The 24,163-nt window shown below is 38.7% G+C and carries 21 protein-coding genes and 1 tRNA gene; 12 read left to right on the top strand and 10 right to left on the bottom strand.

The window, feature by feature from the left end; all coding sequences use genetic code 11:
* Positions 1 to 41: 41 nt before the first annotated feature.
* A complete protein-coding gene (locus tag HDE70_RS08775; protein ID WP_183889445.1) occupies positions 42 to 560 on the bottom strand; it encodes a GNAT family N-acetyltransferase in 519 nt (172 codons plus the stop codon).
* Between the two features lie 169 nt (positions 561 to 729).
* On the opposite strand from HDE70_RS08775, the gene HDE70_RS08770 reads away from it, so the two are divergent.
* From HDE70_RS08770 to HDE70_RS08745, 6 genes are all read left to right on the top strand, one after another.
* Positions 730 to 1,935 carry a DUF2252 domain-containing protein gene (locus HDE70_RS08770; protein ID WP_183889443.1) on the top strand — a complete coding sequence of 402 codons (1,206 nt, stop codon included), beginning with the start codon at positions 730 to 732 and terminating at the stop codon, positions 1,933 to 1,935.
* A 69-nt stretch (positions 1,936 to 2,004) separates the two neighbouring features.
* A complete protein-coding gene (locus tag HDE70_RS08765; protein WP_183889441.1) occupies positions 2,005 to 4,602 on the top strand; it encodes an ATP-binding protein in 2,598 nt (865 codons plus the stop codon).
* Between the two features lie 141 nt (positions 4,603 to 4,743).
* On the top strand, positions 4,744 to 5,625 hold the full coding sequence (locus tag HDE70_RS08760; RefSeq protein ID WP_183889439.1) for an AraC family transcriptional regulator: 882 nt from the start codon (positions 4,744 to 4,746) through the stop codon (positions 5,623 to 5,625).
* A gap of 81 nt (positions 5,626 to 5,706) precedes the next feature.
* The gene (locus HDE70_RS08755) at positions 5,707 to 6,831 is read left to right on the top strand and encodes an FAD-dependent monooxygenase (protein WP_183889438.1); all 1,125 of its coding nucleotides are present in this window, start codon (positions 5,707 to 5,709) and stop codon (positions 6,829 to 6,831) included.
* Between the two features lie 105 nt (positions 6,832 to 6,936).
* Positions 6,937 to 7,629: a helix-turn-helix transcriptional regulator gene (locus HDE70_RS08750; protein WP_183889436.1), complete on the top strand. Its 693-nt coding sequence runs from the start codon at positions 6,937 to 6,939 to the stop codon at positions 7,627 to 7,629.
* 88 nt (positions 7,630 to 7,717) lie between these two features.
* Positions 7,718 to 8,110 (top strand): RidA family protein, encoded by a 393-nt coding sequence (locus tag HDE70_RS08745; protein ID WP_183867157.1) that lies wholly within the window; start codon positions 7,718 to 7,720, stop codon positions 8,108 to 8,110.
* A gap of 76 nt (positions 8,111 to 8,186) precedes the next feature.
* Here the strand turns inward: HDE70_RS08745 and HDE70_RS08740 are convergent, their stop codons facing one another.
* Positions 8,187 to 9,044 (bottom strand): enoyl-CoA hydratase/isomerase family protein, encoded by an 858-nt coding sequence (locus HDE70_RS08740; RefSeq protein WP_221302023.1) that lies wholly within the window; start codon positions 9,042 to 9,044, stop codon positions 8,187 to 8,189.
* Positions 9,045 to 9,146: 102 nt separating this feature from the next.
* On the opposite strand from HDE70_RS08740, the gene HDE70_RS08735 reads away from it, so the two are divergent.
* Positions 9,147 to 9,536 carry a winged helix-turn-helix transcriptional regulator gene (locus tag HDE70_RS08735; RefSeq protein WP_183867158.1) on the top strand — a complete coding sequence of 130 codons (390 nt, stop codon included), beginning with the start codon at positions 9,147 to 9,149 and terminating at the stop codon, positions 9,534 to 9,536.
* 73 nt (positions 9,537 to 9,609) lie between these two features.
* Here the strand turns inward: HDE70_RS08735 and HDE70_RS08730 are convergent.
* Both HDE70_RS08730 and HDE70_RS08725 read right to left on the bottom strand, forming a co-directional pair.
* Positions 9,610 to 9,683, bottom strand: a tRNA-Arg gene (locus HDE70_RS08730).
* Positions 9,684 to 9,798: 115 nt separating this feature from the next.
* Positions 9,799 to 10,167, bottom strand: coding sequence for a YccF domain-containing protein (locus tag HDE70_RS08725; protein WP_183889434.1), 369 nt, complete (start codon positions 10,165 to 10,167; stop codon positions 9,799 to 9,801).
* Between the two features lie 135 nt (positions 10,168 to 10,302).
* Between HDE70_RS08725 and HDE70_RS08720 the strand changes: the two genes are divergently transcribed.
* Positions 10,303 to 10,896, top strand: coding sequence for an LURP-one-related/scramblase family protein (locus HDE70_RS08720; protein ID WP_183889432.1), 594 nt, complete (start codon positions 10,303 to 10,305; stop codon positions 10,894 to 10,896).
* 44 nt (positions 10,897 to 10,940) lie between these two features.
* Here HDE70_RS08720 and HDE70_RS08715 read toward each other — a convergent pair whose 3' ends face one another.
* The 5 genes from HDE70_RS08715 to HDE70_RS08695 all read right to left on the bottom strand — a co-directional run bounded on the left by HDE70_RS08715 (position 10,941) and on the right by HDE70_RS08695 (position 18,757).
* Positions 10,941 to 12,821, bottom strand: coding sequence for a sensor histidine kinase (locus tag HDE70_RS08715; protein ID WP_183889430.1), 1,881 nt, complete (start codon positions 12,819 to 12,821; stop codon positions 10,941 to 10,943).
* Between the two features lie 93 nt (positions 12,822 to 12,914).
* Complete coding sequence (locus tag HDE70_RS08710) at positions 12,915 to 13,121, bottom strand: YdeI/OmpD-associated family protein (RefSeq protein WP_183889428.1); 207 nt, start codon at positions 13,119 to 13,121, stop codon at positions 12,915 to 12,917.
* Positions 13,122 to 13,148: 27 nt separating this feature from the next.
* A complete protein-coding gene (locus HDE70_RS08705) occupies positions 13,149 to 13,661 on the bottom strand; it encodes a hypothetical protein (RefSeq protein ID WP_183867163.1) in 513 nt (170 codons plus the stop codon).
* Positions 13,637 to 16,198, bottom strand: a complete 2,562-nt coding sequence (gene uvrA / locus HDE70_RS08700; protein ID WP_183889426.1) for an excinuclease ABC subunit UvrA — start codon at positions 16,196 to 16,198, stop codon at positions 13,637 to 13,639. Before uvrA ends, HDE70_RS08705 begins: the two co-directional genes overlap by 25 nt.
* A gap of 126 nt (positions 16,199 to 16,324) precedes the next feature.
* Entirely contained in the window at positions 16,325 to 18,757 is a 2,433-nt protein-coding gene (locus tag HDE70_RS08695) for an outer membrane beta-barrel protein (RefSeq protein WP_183889424.1), read from the bottom strand.
* Between the two features lie 451 nt (positions 18,758 to 19,208).
* On the opposite strand from HDE70_RS08695, the gene HDE70_RS08690 reads away from it, so the two are divergent.
* From HDE70_RS08690 to HDE70_RS08675, 4 genes are read left to right on the top strand one after another with little or no spacing between them, the layout of a single operon-like run.
* Positions 19,209 to 21,059: a glycoside hydrolase family 30 beta sandwich domain-containing protein gene (locus HDE70_RS08690; protein ID WP_183889422.1), complete on the top strand. Its 1,851-nt coding sequence runs from the start codon at positions 19,209 to 19,211 to the stop codon at positions 21,057 to 21,059.
* A gap of 35 nt (positions 21,060 to 21,094) precedes the next feature.
* The gene (locus HDE70_RS08685; protein ID WP_183867167.1) at positions 21,095 to 21,910 is read left to right on the top strand and encodes a family 16 glycosylhydrolase; all 816 of its coding nucleotides are present in this window, start codon (positions 21,095 to 21,097) and stop codon (positions 21,908 to 21,910) included.
* Between the two features lie 36 nt (positions 21,911 to 21,946).
* Positions 21,947 to 22,870 carry a hypothetical protein gene (locus HDE70_RS08680; protein ID WP_183867168.1) on the top strand — a complete coding sequence of 308 codons (924 nt, stop codon included), beginning with the start codon at positions 21,947 to 21,949 and terminating at the stop codon, positions 22,868 to 22,870.
* A gap of 34 nt (positions 22,871 to 22,904) precedes the next feature.
* On the top strand, positions 22,905 to 23,519 hold the full coding sequence (locus HDE70_RS08675) for a class I SAM-dependent methyltransferase (RefSeq protein ID WP_183867169.1): 615 nt from the start codon (positions 22,905 to 22,907) through the stop codon (positions 23,517 to 23,519).
* Positions 23,520 to 23,570: 51 nt separating this feature from the next.
* On the opposite strand, the gene HDE70_RS08670 is transcribed toward HDE70_RS08675, so the two are convergent.
* Positions 23,571 to 24,152: a hypothetical protein gene (locus HDE70_RS08670; RefSeq protein WP_183867170.1), complete on the bottom strand. Its 582-nt coding sequence runs from the start codon at positions 24,150 to 24,152 to the stop codon at positions 23,571 to 23,573.
* Positions 24,153 to 24,163: the final 11 nt, after the last annotated feature.

Raw genomic sequence — 24,163 nt, 5'->3', positions numbered from 1 at the left:
ATATAATATTACGCGAAATAAAGAGTGCTGTTCATGTTCTATTATTTGAGATTATTTTCCATTTCAATCAGAATAATTTCTTTTAACGGTTTGCCATATTTATGATATTCAACAGGAAAAGGGAACTTTTTACCTGTGATTACATATCCCCTTCTTTGGTACCAGGCAATAAGTTCTGTTCTGTCTTCAATAACAGTTATATTGATCTTATTGCAGATAAGTTGTCTGGCATGTTCTTCAGCACTTTGCAATAACAATCTTCCGATACCACCATCCTGAGATCCGGGATTAACTGCGAGCATACCTAAGTAAAGATTTTCTTCTTTCTGTTCCAGGTAAACGCAGCCAATTAGCTGATTTTCGGAATTCATATACTTTAATACTGAAACGGCCGGATTTATAAGGTAATCAGTTAATATTTCTTCATCAATCCGGATATCACCCGCTAATAGAAGAATTTCAGATGTCCATCCTTTGGTAGAAGTTTCACCACGATAAGTAGTATTGACTAAGTTTAATAGCGCTGATAAATCAGAAATTGAAGCTTTTGAAACTGACATAATGGAATAAAAAACAAATATAATATCATATACCTGCACCTGGAGATAATTTGATGTTTAATAATAAAATGTGATAAAACACTCCAAAATTAAAACCATTTGTCTTATTATAGGTTATAGCGCCAATCTAGTCGCTCAATATGAAATCTAATACTACACTGCCCCAGATATGAATTTATCCGAACGAATTATTGCCTCCAATAAAGGCATGCTTGCTGATATGGTACAACTCAAATACCAGGCAATGACTGAAAGTGCCTTCCGGTTTTTTAGAGGAACCTGTGAAATCTTTTATCAGGATTTATCACTTTGGAAATCAATGCCCAGTTCTCCTTTGAGCTGGATATGCGGGGATCTTCACGTAGAGAACTTTGGAAGTTATAAAGCCGATGACGGACAGGTTTATTTTGATCTGAATGATTTTGATGAAGCACTCCTTGCACCGGTAGCGTTTGAATTGGTCAGAATGCTGACCAGCATTTTCCTTTGCTTTGATTTTTTAGAACTGGAAGATCTTAAAGCAATGAATATGGCAAATGTCTTTTTGAAAAATTATGCTGCTGTTTTAGCCAGGGGGAAAGCGCTTGCTATTGAACCAAGAATTGCCAAAGGTATTATATGTACTTTTCTGATGGCGGTATCCAAGCGTAAACAGAGCCGTCTGTTAGATAAACGTACTGAAGTCAGAAAACGGAGACTGGTACTATCCCTGGCAGATGAAAGACATTTTGAGGTAGATAAAGAGCTTAGAAAAGAGTTAGTTGAACATTTAACAGACTGGATCAATAACCACAGCAAGAGCCCTTATAATTATAAAGTCCGGGATGTGGTCTTTCGTCTTGCCGGCACTGGTAGTGTGGGTACTAAACGCTATATGTTTTTATTAGAAAACGTCCTTAAAAAAGGGAAATACCTGATTGTAGATATGAAACAATCACAACCAAGTGCACTAACTCCTTATATTAAAGCATCGCAACCTGATTGGCAAACTGAATCAGAACGTGTGGTGTTTGCACAGGAACTTTCTCAGCATATGCCTTGTTCACTGTTAAGTCACACTGTATTCAAGGGTGATTCTTTTGTGGTCAAAGAAATGCAGCCTTCTGAAGATAAAATCAAGTTCAGGCTGATTCAGGATCAGTATAGAGATATTTTTCAGGTAATTGATGATATGGCTGCATTAACTGCATCTGCTCATATCAGAAGTTCAGGTAGAAAAGGATCTGCTATTGCTGATGAGCTTATTGAATTCGGTACCCGTACAAATTGGCAGAAAGAACTAATTGACTATGCCTTTAAATATGCACAAAAGGTGAAAAAAGATTTTAAACTGTTCAAGTCCGGATTTGATTCAGGAATCTATACCGGTAAATAACATGTAGCAGGTATTATTCTGTGAATAACTTATATTTACAAACTTTCTTAACCTCTTTAAAAGAATCAAATGATTGAAAATACTTTCGGAATGGATATTATTCCGGATAATGATTCCGAAAGGCTCTTAGCACTTAAACGATACAGGATTATGGATAGCCCTTCTGAGGCTTCCTTTGACAATATTGCACGTTTATGTACACAAATATTTAATGTTCCAATTTCTTTGATATCATTGGTTGATGCTGAAAGGGTGTTCTTCAAGGCTAATGCAGGCATGGGGAAAGCTAAAGAGGCAAACCGGGGCAAGAGCCTTTGTGCACTGGCTGTTTTGAATCCGGAGCCAACAATATTTGAAGATGCTTTAAAAGAACCATGTCTGATTGCAAATCCGAATGTTGCAGGAGACTTTGGCTTAAGATTTTATGCAGGCGCACCACTGATTACACATGATGGCTTTTTGATTGGAACCTTATGTATCATTGATCAACAACCCCGTACATTTTCTAAACAGGAAGAAATAATCTTAAAAGGACTTGCTTCAGCTGTTATGGATCAGCTGGAATTGAGGTTGTCGGCACTAGAAGAAATTGGTAAACAACAAATGATTAATGACGAATTGATGCAACATCGTGAAGAGATGCAAAGTATCAATGAAGAACTCACCGTAATCAACGAAGAACTGAATGAATCCAGAGAACATTTGCAGCTGCTGAACGGGAACCTGAAAAAGAGTGAGCATCGTTTTCGTGAACTTATTGAACAGGCTCCGGTAGCGATTTCTATTTATAGCGGGCCTGAATTGATTATTGAACAGGCTAATGCTTTTATGCTTAATATGCTGGGCAGGACTGCTGAAATTATTGGAAAGCCTATATTAACCGCAAGACCGGAACTGATTGCTCACCCCTACCTTAAAGTAATCAGGAATGTTTTGGAATCAGGGAAAGATCATATAGGATTGGGAGTTAAAGCACCTGTACTCGACCAGGGCATAGTGAAAGAGAAATATTTTGATGTTACTTATAAAGCGCTCAAAGATGAATTGGGCAATGTAACCGGGGTAATCGTTGTAGGCACTGATGTCAGTGAAAAGATAGCGAGCCGGTTGCGGGAAACAGAAATGAATGAAGAATTGGCGGTAATCAATGAAGAACTAACAGCTTCAAACGAAGATCTGATTAGTTCTCAGGATTATCTGATAGAAGTAAATGGGCACCTGAATAGAAGTGAATCCAGGTTCCGTGGAATATTACAGCAGGCAACTGCGGGTATTATGGTTTGTAACGGCAGAGAAATGATTATTGAATCCGTAAATGATACCATGCTTGGTATCATCAGTAAACCGGCAGATATAGTTCAAAAGCGTTTTGCTGATGCTATACCGGAATTAGAAGGACAACCTTTTTTAAAGCTGCTTGATGATGTATATACCACTGGAATAACCCATGTTTTTAATGAAACCAAGGCTATTGTAAATCGGAATGGTCAGCTTGTGGAGGGATATTTTAATATAACTTATCAGGCCATTAAGGATGATAAGGAAGTTATTACCGGAATTCTGATTGTAGCAACTGATGTAACCCGGCAGGTAGATTCAAAAAAAGAAGTGCAAAAAGCAGAAGATATGCTTCGCTTTTCTGTAGAAGCGGCTAAAATTGGCACTTTTGTAATCAATCAGACTACCCGTGTCATGGTAGCCTCTCCCCGCTTAAAAGAGATCTTTGGCTATTATCCTGAGGAAGAAATGCCTTATGATGCTGCTGTAGTACAGATTTCAGAAGAGCACCGGGAACGCGTACTCGCAGCTGTCGAAGCTGCATTTGTTAAGGGAGAAGATTATTTTATAGAATATTCATTAACTGGATTTCATGATCAGCAGTTACGCTGGGTAAGAGCAGTTGGAAAACTCAATCAATATACAGCAGATGGGGAAATCTACTTTTCCGGAGCGATCATAGATATTACCGAGCAAAAGCAAGATGAGCAGCGTAAAAATGATTTTATTTCGATGGTAAGTCATGAACTTAAAACGCCGCTGACCTCTCTGAAAGGCTATTTGCAGATTTTAGAGCAAAGAGCTAAAAAAGCACAGGAAAGTACTTCAATACTGATGCATGATAAAGCAAATAGCCAGATTAAAAAAATGATTACAATGATCAACGGCTTTTTGAACGTTTCCCGTTTAGATTCTGGTAAAATTCATATAGAGAAAAAGAATTTTGATATCACCTCTCTTTTTAAGGAGGCAGATGAAGAAGCACGTTCTACCATATTCAGTCATCAGGTGATTTTCACTGAAGCTGAATCAGTAATTTTAAATGCTGACCGGGATAAAGTAGGTCAGGTCATCCATAACTTTGTGAGTAATGCCGTAAAATATTCACCCGAAGGAAGTCAGGTTCTGGTTAGTAATAAAATTAAAAATGGCGAGTTATTAGTTGAAGTTAAAGATCAGGGAAGAGGAATTAAGCCACAAGATAAGGATAAACTGTTCGATCGCTTTTACAGGGTTGTCAATGATGATATTATTTCGGGTTTTGGTATTGGCCTTTATCTATGTGCCGAAATTATAGCAAGACATCAGGGAAAAATCGGGGTAGAAAGTGAATTTGGGGCAGGTAGTACTTTTTGGTTTAGCTTACCTATATATGCGGTTATAGCATAATACAAAAAGAAAGCGGAAATGATCGAAGACCATTTCCGCTTATCTAAATTAACGCTCTCATATACTAAAGCGTCAGAATGAACTAAATATTGTATAGCATTGAAAAAATAATTTAATACCTTTCATTTTCAATCGAGAGCGATGCGCAAACAAAGTAAATCCATCCCTGTAAATACGATGACTGATAATTTTGACGCAGGCATTGCTATTGAAAAGGTGTCTTTTAAAAGTTTGCCCACTTTAGATAACGCAACTTCAAAAGAGCTTGAAATTGCAAATCAATCACATCGGGAAGACAGGCATTCCTTTTTCTTACTTGAAGAGGGAACAGTTCACCTGGAAATTGATTTTCAAAAGTACGAAATTAACCAGTCGTCTTTCATCTACCTTCACCCCGATCAGGTACATCGTATCATCGCATTAGAAAATGTGACCGTTAGCAGCTGGGCAATGGACAATGAAAGCCTGAATCCTGAATATCTGGAAGTACTGGAAGCCATTACACCCGTAAAACCATTAGTGCTGAATGAAGAAACGTTTTTCCTTATTTCAGAAGCAGTATCAATGGCTGTTCAATTTTCTAAACGGAAAAGCGACAAACTATATCATTCATTATTAAAAGATAGTTGTAACGCACTGGTCGCGCTGGTGCTCTCACAATATTTAGCACAAACTAAACCGACAGACAAATTTTCACGGTTTGAAATTGTTACCAAAGACTTCAGGGGCTTATTGGAAGGTAATTATACTACGCTTAAACGCCCGGCTCAATATGCCCAAAAACTACACCTATCTACACCTTACCTAAACGAATGTGTCAAAAAGACAACAGGTTATTCCGTTTCACATCATATACATCAACGTATAATTTTAGAGGCAAAACGTTTGCTTTATCATTCTGATAAATCTGTAAATGAAATTGCTATAGAATTGGGTTATGATGATTACCCCTATTTTTCAAGGCTGTTTGCCAATGTTACAGGGATGACTGCATTGACCTTCCGTAACAAAAACTTCGATTAGTCCAATACTTACTTTGTATAGGCATTTTTTATTCCTGTTATACGGCTTTTCTTTACGTCGACAAATAAACCCGTATAAAAAATGGAAACATTAAAAGAAAAAAAGGTACTCATTTCGGGTGCAAGTTTTGCCGGACTCTCCACCGCATATTGGATGAACAAATCAGGTTACAAAGTTACTGTAGTTGAAATTGCAAATGAACTTCGCAAAGGAGGTACGCCTGTGAATATTCGCGAAAATACAGTAGACATTGTTAAGCGTATGGGGATTTTTGAGCCAATTAAAGCTAACAGATTGAACATGGAGGTTATGGAATTTAAAAACTCCAATGATATTACTGAAGGTTCAATACCTATGAAACAAGAGGTTGAAGAACTCACTGACGATGAATTTGAAATTGAGCGGGATATCTTACTGGATATTCTATTTGATGCCGTAAAAAATGAGGTAGAATTTATTTTCAATAATAGTATTACAGCACTAAAAGAAACAAAAGATGGTCTACAAGTTACGCTTAAAAACGGGCCGCAACATGAATTTGACCTGGTCATTGGCTGTGACGGTTTACATTCCGCTGTAAGGCGGATTTGGTTTGGTCATGAAGATGAATACTTACATTCTCTTGGACAGTATTTTTCTATAACAATCGTAAATAAACTGTTGATCAGACAAAATACAGGACAAATGTACAATGTGCCCTATAAAGCAGTTATGCTTAATGCCTACAACAATAAAACTGATATTGTGCTCTGCTTCTCTTCAGAAAAAGAAATTCCTTACGATTATCGTGATGAAGCGCAACAAAGAAAAATCATTTTAGAACAATTTGCCGGGCAAGGCTGGAGAATCGCAGAATTACTGGAAGAAGTAAAGCATACAGAAACTTTTTACTTCGATAAATTATGTCAGATAAAAATGCTCTCGTGGACTAAAGGAAGAGTGGCATTGGTAGGTGATGCAGGCTATTGTGCTTCGCCAGCTGCTGGGATGGGTGGATCGTTGGCAATTGATGGAGCTGGCGCATTAGCTGATGCTATGCAGAAACACAACGGGAATTTTGAATTGGCATTTCAGGATTACAATACTAATTTTCGTCCTTTTATTGAAGAAGTTCAAGCCAATGCTATAAAATTTGGATTAGAGATGCTTGTACTGAAAACCGATGAAGCTATCCGCAAAAGAAATGCTCAGCAAAAGCCTTTTTAGCTTTTATGCTTACATTTGGTATCATGTTCAAAAGCGAATTTGCATCAGGCCAATTGTTTTGATTGAGCACTAAAGCAATGTGGCAATTTTGACGATCATTAAATAATGAACAACAACGACACTAATCGCCTTTCCCGACTGACCGCAATTTTGACCCAGCTTCAAACAAAACGAATAATGACCGCACCAGAGCTGGCTAAAAAGTTTGCTGTAAGTATCAGGACTATTTACAGGGATATCAAGGCATTGGAGCAGTCAGGCGTACCCGTTTTGACAGAAGACGGTAAAGGTTATACTTTGATGGAGGGCTATAGAGTTCCACCGGTCATGTTTACCGAAAAACAGGCCAACGCATTAATTCTTGCCGAACAGTTAGTATTAAAGAATAAAGATGCCTCATTTGTTAAAGATTATGTTGAAGCTATTGAAAAGATTAAAGCAGTATTAGGACATAAAGTAAAAGACAAAGCCAATCTGCTTGCAGAACGTACCCGATTTAATCAAAATATTAACAGTGAAAAAAACAGCAATAATCTTTCTGATCTGCAATTTGCCCTTACAAATTATTCGGTGGTAAAAATCGGATATCTCAACGAAGCTAATCAGGATAGTGAAAGATTGATAGAGCCTTTTGCTTTACTCAGTACCACAGAGAATTGGTTATTAGTTGCCTGGTGCCGGTTACGCAATGACTTTAGATACTTCCGGTTAGATAGAATTAAAAGGCTGGAAATACTCGACGAAAAATTTAGCCCCCATAAAATGACCCTGCAAGAATATTTTGATAAATATTATTAATCGTTTTGTACCCCTGACATAAGGTTGTCAACTGCGACGCTGATTTTTGTGTAATTAAAATATAAATCATCATTACATAAAAAATTAAATGGAAAAGCGAACAATTGATCCCTGGAAATGGGGCGAAAGAACTAACTCTGTACAAGCAGTAGAAATCAAACAACCTGAAGGTACGCTTTATTGTTCCGGACAGGTGGCCATAGATGCTAATGGGATACCAAGCAATGGTAGCATGAGAGAACAATTTATCCAAACCACTGAAAATCTGGAGCAATTAATCACAGAATCGGGTTATGAATGCGGGGGTATCGTGAGATTGAATATTTTTACCACCTCGACAACAGAATTTTTCAGCAACTGCATTGACCTGTACCAGGAGTGGATTACTAAGCACGGTATTAAACAGGCGACTACCTTAATTGAAGTGAAAGGTCTTTTTGCAACCTTAACAGTTGAAATGGAGGCAACTGTAGTGAAATAACAATTAAAACAATGACCAGACTTGAAGTTCCATTTTGGAATATCACGTCTGGTCTGTATATAAATATCTGTAAGGATTATTTATTCAAAGCTCTAAGAATCCCTTCGAGCTTTAATTCACCCTCTACTGTCTGTGCCCCATTTTGAATGGCTCCTTTCATGATTCGTGCTGTTTCCGGATTAAACACCAACGCAGCCCAACCATCATTTTCCAATTGAAAACCTTGTACGTTTCTGATCGGTGACAATACTTTTTTTGTTGTTTCTATTACACCGTCAGGTAAGTTTGCAATATTTTGAGCCAGGCGATCTACAAATGTGTCTATTTCCGCATCCGGTATGGCACGATTAATCCAGCCATAACGTTCGGCAGTAGTAGCGTCGAATAAATCGGCACCTAAAATAACTTCTAAAGCACGGCCACGGGTCATTTTCGAAGAAAGGTATTGTGTAGCCCCACCTCCGGGAATAATACCCATCAGCGCTTCACATTGAGACAATTTTCCTTTTTCCAAAGAGGCAAAACTCATATCAGCAGCTGCAACAAATTCGGCGCCACCACCACGTGCTATACCTTTCAATTTTACAATTGTTATTTGAGGTTGTTCTCTGAGCATTTCGCCAACTGCCTGGAAGATGTTTAGCCCTTGTGGTGCAGCTTTGCCTAATTCTTCTAGTATAGCCTGTTCTTCCAAAATATTAATATCTACATGAGCGATGAAAAAATCAGGATTTATACTGTCGAATATGATCACTTTAACGTTCTTATCAGTAGATAAATTATTGAGTACCTGTTTTAATTCTATTATCAGCTTGCCACTCAATGCATTTACGGGGGCATTGTCTAAGGTTATATTTGCTACACCGTCCTTGATGTTGAAATGTAACATTTGATATTCATTCTCTTTAAATTTTACTGTACTAATCTGCGTCATTTTTTTATTGTTAAGATTCTTGTTCCTATTTTTATGGTTACTTTTAGTAAAGGTAAAAGCTGCATTTTTAATTTTTGGAAATGCTATAACAGACCATAGCACATGGTAGATGAAGAAAATAAAGAGAAACCGTATATCTGTACGATTAAAAACCAGGAAGAAATCAAGTATGCCCAGGATGCACTTTATGTATTAAGTGGCAAATGGCGTATGCCTATTATCATAGCTTTATACAATGGTTTACGTCGTTATCGTGACATCGCACGAAATATACCGGGTATAACATTTACTATGCTCTCCAGGGATTTGCAATTGATGGAACTCAACAAATTGGTCATAAGAATTGAAGATCCTGATTTTCCGAAAACTGTAGAATATATGCTGACGGATTATTGCAAGTCTTTATACCCTATTGTGGAAAATTTAATAGATTGGGGAAAGCAACATCGACAAGTTATCAGAATGGTTAATCCGACAGAAATAGGAATATAATTGAATGCAATTATATTTAACGCCAAAAGCCAAAACAAAAAAGCTCCTGACAATTAAGTTAAGAGCTTTTGCGTACACCCAATAGGATTCGAACCTATGACCTACGGTTTAGAAAACCGTTGCTCTATCCAGCTGAGCTATGGATGCATTCCTGTTAAGGGTCGCAAGGATAGGAGAAAAAATCAGAAGTCGCAAATCTGAAATGCATTTTTTTTGAAGAAAAACACTAACTACTTTGCAATCAGGCAGAATAATTTTGTCGTTAACTGATAGATTTTCCGAATGGTGAAAATGCCAGGTTCATCAATTTGAAATGTTGTCTTCCGAATGGGATACCTACAATAGTGATGCATAAAAGTATTCCAAAAAATAAGTGTGTCAGTGCAATCCACACACCACCGCAAAAGAACCAGATAATATTCATAACAGTTGACAGGCAGCCCGTGTTTGATGAAGTATCCGTGATCTTAACGCCAAACGGTGCCAGTCCGACTATGGCAAATTTAAAACATTGAAGTCCGAACGGGATTCCTATGATGGTAAGACAAAGAAGCAGCCCTCCTATTATATATTCAAAGAAAATAAATATTCCACCAAAAATAATCCATATTATATTGCATAAAAAGTTCATACTGTGTGCTTTTATATTTTGTAATTAAGATAACTAATTACCGGATTAGTTACAATTCGCGTGATAATTATTATCATTAATTATAAATTTCCAATTATTTGATACAAATTAGCCGATCATTATTAAAGCAAATTTATGAGTAAGACAGATTTCTTTAACGGTCACGATTATTTTATTGATGAAAAAGTACATTTTTTCAAGTTCGCGAACGTTTATAATATATTCAATGAAACTGGTGAAAATATTGGTGCGGTCAAACAGACCTTATCATTTGGACAAAAAGTCCTGACACTTTTAATCGGTAAACCTGCTTTACCATTTAAGCTGGAAATTGTAAACAATGATGATGAATTACAGGCTACTATTTCCAGAGGCTGGAAATTTTTCATGTCAAAAATTGTAGTCAGTGATCCCGATGGAAATGAACTGGCTTCTATTCAGCAGAAGTTTAAATTATTTAAGCCAACTTTCAGAATTTTAGATACTTCAGGTCAATTAATCGCTGAGATTAAAGGAGATTGGAAAGCCTGGTCATTCCAGATCAAAGACAACAATGAAGCTGAAATAGGTACGATCAGTAAAAAATGGGCTGGTGCAATGCGGGAGATTTTCACGAAGGCTGATAAATATAACGTACATATTGATCCCAATTATACGCAAAGCAAACATAAAGTTGCTATTTTATCAGCAGCGATTACTATTGATATGGTATTAAAAAATCAAAAATAGGCTGAAAGCCTATTTTTGATAATATTCATCTTCAAGTCAGGAGTTTACGCTAAATCTTTTTGTATTCTGGAGATATAAAAAGTAGTTCCATCTCCTATTTTACTTGTAGCATATATTTTTATACCCATCATCAACGCCATTTCATAAGAAATACTTAGCGCAAGGCCAGCTCCCTGATCGTTTGTATTTTCCCAGTCACTTGCATTTGATTTGAAAAGCTGGTCTACCTTATCCTGACTCATTCCCGGCCCCTGATCCTTGATGGCAATTACGATCTGCTGATCTTTTGAATAACTGGAGATGTGAATAATTCCTTCTGCCGGAGAATATCTGGTCGCATTGTTCAGCACATTCCGAATGATAAAAAGTAACATATGCTGATGAGCAAGTACTGCAGTTTGCACTGGAATATCCATAACCAGCTGGATATTCTTTTTAGCCTGGGCTATTTTAAAGAAAGAATTTGCTTCAGCAATCAACTCGTTAAGCAAAAGCCTTGAAGGCTGATATTTGAAGCCACTTTTCTGAGATTTAATCCATTCCAGCAACCCGTCCATAAAAGAAAGGCTTTTTTGTGAAGTTTCACTCAATTCTGCCATGATCTCCAGTTTCTCCTGTTCAGTTAACAAATCAACATCAGTATTGAAGACGCTGGAAAGCATAACGATCGTGCTGAAAGGTTGTCTGATGTCGTGGGCAATGACAGAAATCAGCATCGTATTAAAATGGTTGGTTTGCTGAAGTTCTGTATTTTGCTTTAATGCGGTTTCATGTAATTCATGCTGTACTTCTCCATATTGTCTTTTAATCCTTAAGGAGCGGTAAATCAAAAACAACAAAGCCACACTTAAGGCAAACAAGCAACCCAGCAGAGCAATTATCTTAAGACTTGAATTTTCTTTCAGTTTGAGTTGTTTATTCTCATTCTCGTTCAATGCAAAGTTCATGTAGTTATATCCGGACTTATTGGTCACTTTACTAATGATGTCACGTTTATCAAGTAAAAGCGACATATAATAGTAAGCGCTGTCCTTCTGGTTATGCGATTTGTAAAAATTATACAGCCGTTCTGCGAATAACAAATAAAGTTCCGGATAGCCATATTTTCTGGAAGTATCTAATCCTTTTTTATAATAATCAAGACCGATCTCCGCATTCTCAGAGTCAAGAAAAGTATCACCTAAACCAATATAGGCTTCTACCTTTGTATTTTGAAGTCCTAAACTATCTGCTTTGTGCAGTATTTTAGTCTGTATAGCTATTCCTTTTTGTTTTTCTCCAGCATTATAAAGCTGCATTCCCCGTGCCCCTTCATAAAACAAGAGTAATCTTTCGTCTTTGTATTTTTCGGCTATTGCCCGGCCCTCCTGAAGTAACTGAGCCAGTTTTTTCTGGCTAAGATTCTGATCTACAGACATAATATTGCTGATGATCAGTGAACGGATCGAATCGTGTTTCAGTGATTTACTCTTGTCATAAGCCTGGTAAATATACCTTAAGGCTGCTTTTTCATCTTTATCTACATCCATCAGTAAACCAATATTCATGAGCACCTGGCATACATTTTCCTGATCATTAATTGATTTATAAATCCTGAGCGCCTCATTGAAATATTTTGCGGAGAGGTAATTGTTGACTGAAACATTAGCTATAGCTTCGCAGTTCGAAGCGTCCGCTATCCCCTTACTATAATTAAGCCTGATAGCAATCGCTTTAGCTTTCCGTGCATAAAACTTACAGGAGTCACGATAATCCATATGAGATAACATCGCTATCCGGTTTAGTACATCTACATATTTCAGACTGTCTTTGACTAACGGAAGACCCGATTCAAGCCTGTTAATTTCATGGGTCTGAGCAAATATGTGATTAGCGCTAAATAAGGAAATACTAAGCAGAGAGAGGAAAACAAAACATTTAAACATAAGATAGGCAGTGAGCAGCTCGATTAAAAAATCCACTCGTTGATAAAGGAATCAAATATCCGGCCATGTTTAAAATCAGGTGTTTATCAGTGATTAATGATTAGCTTTTATGTTTCTTTCTGCAAGCTCAACGGTATGTACTATTCTTTTTTCTCTTGTTTCCGTCTTTTTTGCTTTCAGTATCCATTCCAGGATGATCCTTTTAGAGGAAGCCGAAAATGACTGAAAATTTTTATAAGCCGTTTCTTTTTGATCAAACAGTTTTTGCAAATCTGCCGGTATCATATCGTTAGTTTCCATTTAAATTGATTTAATGCATTCTTAAAATTACAGCACTACTCCTTCTTGTATAGGTATTTGATTTCGCTGGATGAAAGCGTGAAAAACAGGATTGAATTCCAGCAGCTGATTTTCACAATTCCGATCTACAGACATGTTAATACTATTGAAACTATAATCATCCTTAAAAGTAAAACTATAAGACAGGTGCTGTATTTTTACAAAAGCAATTACATTTGCAGGGTATTTCTTAATGAGTTTTCTACTTTCTATACTGGTAATCGTTAAATAATCATTGTATAAGCTTAAAAGGCCATAATGTGCAAATCTTCTGAGCAGCACCCAGGCAATAATTACCCACGGAATAACCATTACTATCATTATTGTAACAATTGATATTTGAGCAAGGTTTATTCCAATGAACTCTTCCAGCTGATTTTGATATTCAAAAGATAAAATCAAGGTAGCCACAAATCCGATAAATAACAATACCCCTGCAAACAACGCTTTACCCATTGGGAGCGGTAATCTCATTCTTATAGTGGCCTCGGGCTTTTCCATGTGTGTTCAGGATTATAAAATTTATTCAAATAAGGTGCAGTACGGCTATTTTTCGACTTCGCAACCAATGCCGGAGGGCCGGAAGCGACAACCATCCCTCCTTTTTCGCCTGCTTCAGGGCCAATATCAATTACCCAATCGCTTGCTGCGATAACATGCATATCATGCTCCACCACAACAACCGTGTTTCCTTGTTCCACAAGTTTATCCAGCTGTACCATTAATTTTTCTACGTCGGATGGATGCAGCCCGGTAGTTGGTTCATCCAGAATATAGAGGGTATTGCCATGCTGAACACGCTGGAGTTCGGTAGCGAGTTTAATTCGCTGTGCTTCACCGCCAGAAAGCTCCGTTGCCGGCTGCCCTAATCTCAAATAGCCTAAACCAACCTGCCTCACCACGTCTAATGCACGGAATACCTGCGGGTCTGCACTAAAAAACTCACAGGCAGCGTCTACAGTCATCCCCAGTACATCAGCAATATTCTTTTCTTTATATTTTATTTCCAGTGTTTTGGGATTATATCTTGTTCCCTTGCAAGTTGGGCAAGGTGCATATACACTAGGTAAAAATAACAATTCAACCATTACAAACCCTTCTCCCTCGCAATGCGGACATCGGCCTTTCACTACATTGAATGAAAAACGTCCTGCATCATAACGGCGGCTTTTTGCCATTTCGGTTGCTGCAAAAAGCTTTCTGACCTGGTCAAATAACCCGGTATAGGTAGCCAGGTTTGACCTTGGGGTTCTGCCTATAGGTTTCTGATCTACACGGACCAGGCGTTTGATCGCTTCCATTCCTTCCGTTATCTTTCCGTCTATCGTGAGCACTTTAGTGGTCTCCAGTGTCTCTGTTTCTTCTTCTGCATTGAGGTCTGCCTGCTGTCCCAGCCCACCAGCCACCAGTTCAACTAAGGCCTGGCTTACTAAACTGCTTTTCCCTGAACCTGAAATTCCCGTTACACTCGTAAATACACCCAGCGGAAAAGAAACAGCTAAATTATTGAGATTGTTACGGGTAACATTTTCTAAACGAAGCCATGTTTTAGGTGTTCTGGTTGTTCGCGGGATGATACGCTCTTCTCCAAAAATATAATTTCTGGTCTGAGAATCTTCAACTTCACGAAGGCCTTCAGGTGGTCCGCTATACAAAACATGCCCTCCTTTTTCACCCGCAAAAGGCCCTACATCTACTATCCAGTCGGCATGCCGGATCACATCAACTTCATGTTCCACAACAAAAAGTGAATTTCCTGAATCCTTTAATCTATCCAGCGCTCTAAGCAACGCTTCAGTATCTGCGGGATGTAATCCCGCGGAAGGTTCATCTAATACATAAACAACACCGAAAAGATTAGAGCGTACCTGTGTCGCTAATCTTAAACGTTGCAACTCTCCTGGTGAAAGTGTAGGCGTACTTCTTTCCAAATTCAGATATCCAAGGCCCAGATCCAGCATAACGCCGATACGGGCAACCAGATCCTGAGCAATCCGCTGTCTGACCATACCTTTTTCAGGATGCTCCTTTTCAGCTTTAGTTAAACGTGTGGCTTTTTCTTCCGCATAGGGGCTAAAAATCTCATTCAAGCGGGAAAGCGTAACCCTGGACATTTCCGCAATATCCAGACCCGCGAATTTCACGGAGAGAGATTCCTGGCGTAAACGCTTACCGTGACATAACGGACATTCGCCACTCAGCATATACTTTGACACTCTCTTTTTCATCAGCTGGCTCTGCGTATTAGCAAAAGTATGGAGCACATATTTTTTAGCACCAGTGAAAGTCCCCATATAACTGGGCTCCAGTTTATTTTGAAGTGCCTCTTTCACCTGTGCCGGATTAAATCCGGCATAAACAGGTACTACCGGTTTTTCTTCCGTAAACAGGATCCAATCCCGTTCTTTTTTTGGAAGATCACGCCAGGGCACATCTACATTATAACCCAATGTGGTCAGGATATCTCTGAAATTCTGACCTAACCAAGCAGCAGGCCATGCTGCAATAGCACGCTCCCGGATCGTCAGCGAATCATCAGGGACCATGGATTTCTCCGTAACTTCATAGACTCTGCCTAAACCATGGCATTCCGGACACGCTCCTTCGGGCGTATTGGGAGAAAATGCCTCGGCATAGATAATAGACTGTCCGTCCGGATAATCTCCGGCTCTGGAATACAACATTCTCAGTAAATTGGATAAAGTAGTTACACTGCCCACAGAAGAACGTGTAGTTCCAGACCCGCGTTGCTGTTGTAAAGCAATAGCTGGAGGCAGGCCTTCTATTTCATCCACTTCAGGAATAGCCATCTGATTAAATAGTCTTCTGGCATAAGGAGATACCGATTCCAGATAACGGCGTTGTGCCTCAGCATACAAGGTGCCGAAAGCTAAGGAAGACTTGCCGGAACCAGAAACACCCGTGAATACAACTAATGCATCACGGGGGATTTCCAGATCTATATTTTTAAGATTATGTTCGCGTGCTCCGCGTACTTTAACGAAGCCTGTAAATGTTTGTTCTTTCTTGTTTGTCATTCTAATATTCCGTACAATCCTGCCTCTTTTCAGGCCATAATGAACCTTTATTGAGCACGGGCAATTTATAGATTGTCTTTTACAGAACAACAGTCAAGCCAGTGAATTGATTTAAATTTATAGCAATTAACTTCCCGAAGTACTGCTTTTCTTTACATCACTGTTATCAATGCCACGCTGGTTCTTTTTAATTGCATCCTTTAATTTTCCGAAACGCCAGTTCAAACTCACGTTAAAAGCCCGGTTATAATTTTGGGAACGGTAGTTTTGTGTAAAATTAGCTCCCTGTGTAGTATTGGTGTAGTATCTGAATTTTGAAAAGACGTTATTGATACCAGCAGAGAGTGTGAGCTTATCTTTGATGATTTCTTTACTTCCGCTAAAAGAAGAGAAGAAAAATGCACTGGTTTGCCCCTGTAACTGGATCTCTGGTGCTTCAAATGTCGCGCTTGCATTTGCTTTCCATCCATGCTCAAATTTGTAACCTGTATTGATATAAGCACGTCCTGTTAATCCATCATTTTTAGTCAGCTGTCCGTCAATAGCACCCTGGATCCAGATATAGCCAATGTTTCCATTCATCGCAACATTCCATTTCGGAGTAATCGGGTAGTTAATATTCAGATTAGTACTCAATGCTTTATCTTTACCTATATTAAAAAACGTAGATCTGGTAATTTTATCCTCCTCATTGTAAACTGCAACGTTCTGAATCGTATTATTTGCAAATCTGTAACTTAACCCTACGTTTATTGATCCTTTTTTAAACTTACTGTAAGTCAGTTCAAAATTATTACTCAGTACAGCTTTCAGATCAGGGTTACCTGTAGTCCAGAAATTAGGATTAGAACGGTCTACAAAAGGGTTTAAATTATCAATACCCGGTCTTTCTATTCTTTGCGTGTAGCCGAAATTCAAACTGCTCTGATCTTTAAACTTGCGGTTAACTGATAAAGTAGGGATCAGATTGAAATAATTCGTATTCACATTAGACCCCGCGCTAATAAAGTCTGCCTTTACAAAGGTACCTTCAGCACGTATTCCGGCTTTAAAGCCCCAGTCTTTCAGGTTATAAGCATAAGAATTATAAGCACCAATAACGTCCTGATCATTGTTGAACTTATTCGTACGTGCAGGATCGGTCTCAAATTCCCCCGTAGCGCTGTTCAGGCTTTCGTATTCGAAATTACTTTTGTTTGTTCTCAATATTCCTTTAACCCCACCTTCAACAGTAATACTTTTTAAAGGATGTATATAGTCCAGTTGCAACGTTTGCTCCTTGGTTCGGCTATTGTTTTTCTGGTTGAAGTCCGGATCAGTAAAATTAGCTCTGTCCAGAAAAATCAGGTGGTTTTCCAGCGGATTTCCCGAATTGCCGTTTTTATAAGAAAAAGTCAGCAGACGATCTTTATGGCCTTTAAAACCTAATTGATAATTCAGTGTCGCATCAAAACCATTCCATCCGTATCTGTTTGTACCTTGCTGGTTGTAGCCAATATTGTTATGGCCATCCGTCAAACTGAATAATTGGCTGGTATAAGATTTATTATAACCTCCATAAGGATTCAATTCCATAGTGATCAAATTTAAAGTGTCAATTTCATAACTTAACTCTACACCACCATAGCGGTAATTGTTATCAAATCTGCGTGTACCATTACTGATTAATGTAGTCGGTAAATCTCCCGTTGTCGTTCTGTTCGTAGAAGATTCTGTTCGTGGTGAACTGTAAAAACCAGTTCCTCCATAAGCTGTCATTCCAAACTTACCTTGTTTAACAGTGACGAAACCTCCCATTCCAGGTCCGCCAACCGGCCCCTGATAACGTAAATTTAAACTTCCATTATAGCCGTTGTCAATTTTCTTTGAAGTAATGATATTGATAATACCCGATAAGCCTTCACTATCATATTTGGCAGGCGGCGTAGTAATTACCTCTATTCTAAGAATAGAAGAAGCTGGCATACTACGTAATACATCCTTAGGGCTTCTGGCTACCATGGTAGAAGGCTTGCCATTAATCAGTATCTTATAATTACCACTTCCTTTTAATTTGATATTATCATCGGCATCAAGTGATAACAATGGTACTTTACGCATCATATCAAGCACAGTAAGTCCTTTACTTTCAGGATCTGCCTGGATATCATAGCTAATCCGGTCAATTTCCTGTTTAATCAAAGGGCGGTCTGCGGTAACGGAAACTTCCTTTAAATTATTGGATTGGGAAACCATCAGGATGCTTCCTAAGTCGGCAGCTCCGTTGGTGAGGGTTACTGAAACGTTTTTGGCATTATAGCCAATAGCAATTGCGGTTACAATGTACTTACCCGGAGCGATCTTCTCAAAGCTAAAGTTCCCTGAGGCATTAACCACCATGGTTTTAATCACAGCATTATCCCTTTTAAGGGCAATCGTCATAAAGTCGATCGGTTTGTTCGTGGCAGAATCAATGACCGAGCCTTTAATAGTTCCTGTTGGAGATTGTGCGGCAGCAGGTAAAGTAAAAAAAATAGAGAGGCAGAATAAAAATAATAAGGTTGTGTAGTTCCTGGTCATTGGTTTTTAGGTTGGTAATTTGATCATAAGACGCAAGCATATTTCAATTGTTGCAAAGCTTGTGTAATAAACTTGTTTCTAAGCAAATTTTATTCTGTAAGAGAATTTGAAGTTAAATATTAAAATATAATAGGCTTTTTATGCTAAATAAATAATGATTTAACGGATAATATATTTTTACTAAAAGGTTTAATTATTTTTCATAGTGTAAAATTAACGCAATTACAGCAAGTGTTTAAAACCTTGTTTCCATCAAAAGAAAGAAATTATATTTAACAATAAATACAGTTTATAAACCCTTTTTGTGAAATATTAAATTAATTAGCAAAATGTTGTTAAATAATGCATTATATTGTAACTACATTTTATCCGAGCATCCCCTTTTCTCTCTCAGTTGAGTCACATTTACGGCCGTTCCCTAAACCAATAACCAAATATTATAATTTACCCTATGAACAAAAACATGTCTTTATTAGGCTGTGCACTCCTATGCTGTGCCGTCTTATTTTCCTGTAAAAAGGATCTCTCATCCGCTGGAGCAGCGGCAGCACCAACAATTGCACGTGCTAATGAATCTGTAAGCGTATGGATAACGACCTCAGACAAAAGCAAATTATTGCAAACACAGGCCAACGTAACCTTCGCACCAGATGCCGGGACCAATCCATCGACCATTAACGTTGACGAAGCCACTTCCTACCAGGGAATTGACGGGTTTGGTTATACCTTAACCGGAGCAAGTGCCTCTTTAATTAACGGACTTGGCGCAGGACAGAAAAACACCTTACTTCAGGAATTATTTGCAACAACCGGATCCAATATAGGTATCAGCTATTTACGGATCTCTATTGGCGCATCTGATTTAAGTGCTCAACCTTTTACGTACAACGACCTTCCCGCAGGTCAAACAGATAATAACCTGAATAACTTTAGCATCAGCCGGGAAATGACAGATCTGATTCCTGTATTAAAAAGTATTCTGGCTATCAATCCGAATATTAAAATCCTGGGCTCACCATGGACAGCGCCTGTCTGGATGAAAACAAACGGAGCTTATGTGAATGGTAGTTTAAAACCAGAATATTATGATGCTTACGCAAGATACCTGGTTAAATACATTAAAGCGATGCGCGATCAGGGCATTACGATTGATGCGATCACTCCGCAAAACGAGCCTTTAAACCCTTATAACAATCCAAGTATGGTGATGCAGGCCACTGACCAGGCTAATTTCATCAAAAACAACCTTGGGCCACAATTCAGATCAAATCAGATCAATACTAAAATTATTGCTTATGATCACAATACAGACCGTACTGATTATCCGTTGGCTGTACTAAACGACGCTGCGGCAAATGCTTACGTGGATGGTTCTGCTTTTCACTTGTACAGTGGAAATATCAGTGCCCTGACTGACGTGCATAATGCTTATCCTAATAAAAATATTTATTTCACAGAGCAATGGGTTGGCGGGCCAAGCAACTTTGCCGGTGACTTACAATGGCACGTGAATACGCTGATTATTGGCGCTACAAGAAATTGGAGCCGTAATGTGCTGGAATGGAATCTTGCTGCTGATCAAAATTATGGCCCGCACACGCAAGGCGGATGCAGTACTTGTGAAGGTGCTTTAACAGTTAACGGAAGCAATGTAACCAGAAATGTATCTTATTACATTATTGCACATGCTTCTAAATTTGTGAGACCTGGAGCAGTAAGGATCGCTTCAAATATAGCAGGCAGCATCCAGAACGTAGCCTTTAAAAATGCCGATGGTACTAAAGTACTGATTGCTTCTAACAGCGGATCATCAAGCAATACCTTTAAAGTTAAATGGGGAGCGCAATCTTTTACTTATACCCTTCCTGCCGGTGCAGTAGCTACCTTTAAATGGTCTGGCTCTGCAACAGGAAATCCAGGTACAGCACCTATCGGACAAATTGTAAGTTTAAGAGGTTTCAACAACCAGTTTGTGAGCGGCGAAAACGGCGTTAAAGCGATGTGGTGTAACCGGGCAACTCCAGGGGACTGGGAAAAATTCACAATTGTAGATGCAGGTGGCGGCAAAATTGCGCTGATGTCTATGAACAAATATGTTTCTTCTGAAAACGGTGCCGCTTCAGTGACTTGCAGCAGAGCTACGATCAGTGAATGGGAAAAATTCGACTGGGTAGTCAATGCTGATGGTAAAATTTCTTTTCGTGGCAATAACGGTTTTTACCTTTCTTCAGAAAATGGTGTAAATGAAATGACCTGTACCAGGCCAACTATCTCAGGATGGGAAGCCTTTAGTTTGAATTAATCAAATCCTAATAACCAAATCTAATCCTATCACCTATGAAAACAATTAATTTAATGCTGTGCCTGATAGCTGGCGCACAACTTTTGAGCTCTTGTAAAAAGGATGTGAATGCATCCTCAGAGAATTCTTCCACCAATACTGACCCTCGTGCAGTAACTTATCAGCTGCTATGGTCTGATGAATTTGATGGAAATGCAGTAAACCAGGCAAACTGGAGTTTTGAAACTGGCGCTGGCGGCTGGGGAAATAATGAAAAGCAATACTACCAGCCAGATAATGCGACTGTAAGTGGAGGTAATCTGATTATCACTGCAAAAAAACAGAGTGTTGGCGGAGCACCTTATACCTCTGCAAGAATGATTACCAGAGGTAAAAAGGAATACACTTATGGCAGATTTGAGGCTAGAATCAAATTACCTCAGGGACAAGGACAATGGCCTGCGTTCTGGATGCTTGGTGCGAATATTGGTAGCGTAGGATGGCCAAAATGCGGAGAAATCGATATTATGGAGAATGTAAATACCTCTTCAGAAGTATTGGGTACGATGCACTGGTTTGACCAGGCTTATGCTTTTTATGGCGGCCATACAAACACCAATCCTCAGGACTATCATGTTTACCGTGTAGACTGGACTCCTACTGCGATTACCTGGTATGTAGATAACGTACAGTTTCATGTAGGAAACATTGCCAATAGTATCAATGGTACTGACGAGTTTCACCGTCCGTTTTTCTTACTGTTAAACATGGCTGTTGGTGGTAACCTTCCGGGACAAACCATTGATGAGAGCAGATTACCTGCAAAAATGTATGTAGATTACGTGAAGGTTTACAAAATTGTAGGTTCATAATTTTTGAAAAGGGCCCTCAGCTTAGCTATAAATACCATGAGATTTTACTTGTTTCTTTTTCTGTTCGCTATTGCACTATCTGCCAGGTCGCAATCCACTGCTATCCATTCAAAACGCAGTTACGAAAAAAACAACATAGAACTCAATATTTATGGTACTTATAGCACACAAGATTTTAACTGGTCGATCGCTGGCAACAGCATGGGACAAAACCCCAATGTATTATCAGAGGTCAAATGGAAAGATATAAAAGGCCCGGGTATGGGACTGGATATTCGTTTGAATATCTGGTCTCCTATTTTTTTGAAAATAAGTTATCAACGTAGTTTTATTAAAACCGGACAAGTCTCTGATACAGACTATGGTTCTGATAACAGGACTAATCCTGTTTACCAGGCCAATTTAAATAGCAACGAAGGCCTTACCCGCACTTATGCAGTAGCTGGTGGTTATGAATTTAAAATTAACCCTTTTCTTAAACTCAGCCCATTTGCAGGTTATCTGAAAGACGCACAACATTTACACCTCAAAGACTTCAACGAAGAAACTGATCCTGCTATCAAAACTTTAAACAGTACTTACCAGGCTAACTGGACAGGTCCGATCATCGGTATAGAAGCCGATTTCCGGCTTAGTAACCAGCTTTCACTGCATGGAATGGTGAATTATAAACAGCTTAAATATAAAGCAACTGCCGATTGGAATCTGATTGACTCATTCGAACATCCCGTAAGTTTCCGGCATACCGCTAACGGTTATGGAACAGATGGCCTTTTGCAGATAAACTTTCACTTCACCTCTGTTTTATCTGTTTTTGCAAGAGGTAATTATAGCTACTCCAATACCGGTAAAGGTACCGATGAGCTGTTTTTAGCAGACGGTAAAGCTGTTCAATCTCAATTTAACAGCGCTACAAGGCACGGAGCTGGTTTAGCTGCGGGTATTGGTTTAAATCTGTAAATTGGTGTATATTTCAAAAAAATAATATACAGCAATGACACCATCTTCTCTGCAACAGCTTTATGGTAACATAGATATTTATCTCTTTGACCAGTTATTGAAAGGCCATTATAGCCATTGTCAAAAAGTAATAGATGTGGGTTGTGGCGGCGGTCGTAACCTGGTCTACTTCTTGAATAACGGCTTTGAAGTATACGGAATAGACCCCAACCCTGCCGCTATTAATACAGTTAAAGCCTTAGCTGAGAGCCTTTCACCAACACATCCATTAATTAATTTCAGGGTTTCCAGTGCCGAGGATATGCCTTTTGGTGAAGAATATTTCGACCTGCTGATTTGCAGTGCAGTGCTGCATTTTGCCAAAAATGAAATGCACTTTAAAGAGATGCTGCTGGCGATGTGGAAGGTTATTAAACCAGGAGGTTTCTTTTTTGCCAGACTTGCTTCTGACATCGGAATAGAAGAGCTGATTTCTCCTTTAGGCAACGGCCGGTACTTGTTACCGGACGGAACAGAGCGTTTTCTGGTAAATGAACAAACTTTACTGAACTATACGAAAGAGCTCAGTGGATATCTGTATGAGCCTGTTAAAACTACAAATGTTCAGAACCTGCGCTGCATGACTACCTGGTGTCTGCAAAAATTATAAACAAAAAGCCCCGTTGTTTTCACAACAGGGCTTCTTATCATAGGGTTTAAACTATTTTACGTCACCTTTAACTTTGTTGATTGAACGCTGACCTGGCAGATAAATCTGGAAGCCAAAAGACAAACCAAGGTTATTCTGGTAGCCTGTATTTCCAAATCCTGCTGTTGCATTATATTTTAACAAGGTTTCTAAACCAATGTTAGGTGTAATGAAATAAGCAAAACCAGGGCCGAAACTGAATGCTAAACCGTTCGTGTTACTACCACCTTTACTTGTGTTTGTACCACCAAAACCAACTGTAGCCTCTCCAAAGAAACGACCGTGTTTAAGTACTTCGGTGTCTGAACCAGCATAGTAACGGCCTAAACCACCAAAACCGTAGTTTGTTGTAGTCGGGCCATCCTTAACGGTTTTTAATCCTAAATTCACGTAACCTCCCAAGGCTACATTATCCTGAATAAACCATGCTGCCTTCGGTGTAATGTCTAAACTAAAGTTTTTAGAACCATTCAGATCTAAGCCCAGATTAGCCAGATTACCACCAACCATTACGTTACCTTTTTGGATTTGTGCATTTGCAGACAAGCCAACTCCTAAGATTGCAGTTAGCAGGCATAAAGTAAATTTTTTCATAAGATATTTGT

Origin of the sequence: Pedobacter cryoconitis (assembly GCF_014200595.1) — a bacterium.
Classification (GTDB): Bacteria; Bacteroidota; Bacteroidia; order Sphingobacteriales; family Sphingobacteriaceae; genus Pedobacter; species Pedobacter cryoconitis_C.
The sequence above is the reverse complement of the archived record's forward strand: the minus strand, read 5'-3'. Positions and strand labels throughout refer to the sequence as shown.